General features: G+C 46.0%; 2 protein-coding genes. Both read right to left on the bottom strand.

Annotated elements, in window-relative coordinates:
- Window positions 1–176: 176 nt before the first annotated feature.
- Window positions 177–2111 (bottom strand): NAD(+) synthase, encoded by a 1935-nt coding sequence (locus tag QZZ35_RS10940; RefSeq protein WP_291237432.1) that lies wholly within the window; start codon window positions 2109–2111, stop codon window positions 177–179.
- Window positions 2112–2129: 18 nt separating this feature from the next.
- The coding region (locus QZZ35_RS10935) for a fructose-bisphosphatase class III (protein WP_291237431.1) at window positions 2130–2594 on the bottom strand (465 nt) is incomplete at its 5' end.

Below are 2594 nucleotides of genomic sequence, written 5' to 3'. Positions count from 1 at the left end.
TTTTAATATTTAGGTAACTGTTCAGAGCCAACCTCCAAAATGCTTCGCATTTCGTCGGTGTGGCGTATCCGCCAAATAAAATTTCAAAAACAGCCCTGAAAATGCAAGCACTTTACGCCTGTTTTATGAAATTTTGCTTGGCTCTGAACAGTTACATATTTAGAAAATTTTTCACGCTATTTTGAGCCACAAACTCCGTCCCCGATGGCTTCAAGTTCTTCTTTCCAGATTCTGGCTGACGCATCACTTGGCATCCGCCAGTCGCCTCTCGGTGAAAGGGCCACGGAACCGACCTTCGGTCCATCCGGCACACAGGAGCGTTTAAACTGCTGAATAAAGAAACGGTGGTAGAAATTCTTCAGCCATTTAAGAATAACTTCATCCTCGTAACGCCCTTTAAATGCCATCTTTGCCAGTCGATAAATTTTAGCCGGCGGACACGCAAAACGCATCATGTGATAGAGGAAAAAGTCATGGAGTTCATATGGGCCGACAAGATCCTCCGTCTTCTGAGAGATTTCACCTTCCTTCGGAGGAATAAGTTCCGGGCTGACCGGTGTATCTAAAATATCCAGAAGAACCTCTCTGAGATTTTCAGATTCGCATGTATCTGCATAGTACCGTACCAGATGACGCACCAGTGTTTTTGGCACGGAAGCGTTCACGCCATACATTGACATGTGATCCCCGTTATAGGTGGCCCATCCAAGCGCAAGCTCAGACAGATCGCCCGTACCGATGACCATACCGCCGCGCTGATTTGCAAGATCCATCAATACCTGGGTACGCTCTCTCGCCTGTCCGTTTTCAAAGGTCACATCATGATTATCCATATCCTGTCCGATATCCCTGAAATGAAGCGATACCGCCTCGCGGATATTGACTTCCATAAGCTTTGCACCGAGCTCATTGACAAGCTGACATGCATTATTGTATGTGCGGTCTGTTGTTCCGAAACACGGCATTGTGACAGCCATGATCTGTTTGCGGTCAAGGCCTAACATATCAAAGGCGCGGACCGTCACAAGAAGCGCCAATGTGGAATCCAGTCCTCCGGATATACCCACAACAGCTGTCTGACAATGGGTATGTGCCAGACGTTTTTTAAGTCCCATCGCCTGAATCGATAAAATCTCTTCACAGCGCTTCTGACGATCCTGTTCACCGGAAGGAACAAAAGGATTCGGATCGATAAATCTTCGAAGCTCAATATCCTTCATCTCCAGTTCAAAAGGCACCCACACATAATCCCGGTCTTCATTTTGAATAAAGGTGGTCATGCGGCGTCGTTCACTGTTCAGACGTCCCAGATCCAGATCTCCGTAAACGATACCTGTCTCAAAACGTTTCGACTCGGCAAGGCAGGTTCCGTTTTCACAGATCAGATTATGTCCCGGAAAAACAAGATCTGTTGTGGATTCTCCTTCTCCCGCACCTGCGTAAATATATCCGCAGATGAGTCGGGCCGACTGGCTGTTCACCAGTTCTTTGCGGTAAGCATCCTTTCCTGTGATCTCATCACTGGCAGAGACATTAAACATAACTGTCGCTCCTGCCAGAGCATGGGAAATGCTCGGCGGATTCGGTGCCCACAGGTCTTCACAGATCTCACCGCCCACGACAAGCCCCGGCACGGATGTACACTGGAATAAAAGCTGTGTTCCGAACCAGGTCTCCTGACCGGCCAGATGAATTCTGACCGGTTTTTTAGGACCTCTCTCAAAATGACGCGCCTCATAAAATTCCGAATAATTCGGAATGAAGGTTTTTGGAACAACACCAAGAATATTGCCGTCTTTAAATACGACCGCCGTATTATATAATTTTCCGTTCACTTCCAGCGGCATACCGACAACCGTGAGCATATCCTTGCCTTCCGAAGCTTTCAAAAGAACACCCAGCTCCTCCACGCATTTTTTTAAAAGCAGCTCCTGAAGAAAAAGATCACCGCATGTATAGCCTGTCAGGCAAAGCTCCGGAAATACAACCATTCCCGCTTCCTGATTCCACGCTTCCTCCATCATTTTTTCAATCTGTTCACGATTATATCTGCAGTCTGCCACCTGAATCTCCGGCGTTGCCGCTGCAACTCTGATAAATCCGTCCTTCATTCCTATTCCTCCATGCATTTACTGTTCTGCGATCTCACGCAGCTTACCATTTCTATAAGCCTTTAACAGAAGTTCCAGATCATGAATTTTTTGCTGGAGAATCTTTCCGTTATCTGTATCTGCCACATACTGACGATACGCCAGCTTCTCTATAATACTAATATTCTCGCAAATATCCGTTTCTTCGATAATTGCTTTTTCACGGCTCTCAAAAGGCAAATGGGTGACAAGCTTTAATCCATAAGAATTATAGACCAGCGTATATCCGGCAATTCCTGTCGTTTTCTGATAAGCCTTTGAAAAACCGCCGTCGATAATAAATAATTTTCCATTTCCCTTAATAGGGCTCTCACCTTTTTTAAGTTTTACAGGCATATGTCCGTTGACAATATGGGCCACCTGAGGATCAAGGCCAAATTCCCGAATAATACTGTCACAGACTTTTTCCGACATCTGCTCATTCTCGATCAATCTGTAATATGG

Source organism: Frisingicoccus sp. (genome assembly GCA_016298055.1).
Taxonomy (GTDB): domain Bacteria; phylum Bacillota; class Clostridia; order Lachnospirales; family Lachnospiraceae; genus Frisingicoccus.
The sequence above is the reverse complement of the archived record's forward strand: the minus strand, read 5'-3'. Positions and strand labels throughout refer to the sequence as shown.

Coding starts and splice junctions, on each gene's coding strand:
- QZZ35_RS10940 (WP_291237432.1), bottom strand. CDS start 2,111: ATGAAGGACGGATTTATCAGAGTTGCAGCGGCAACGCCGGAGATTCAG.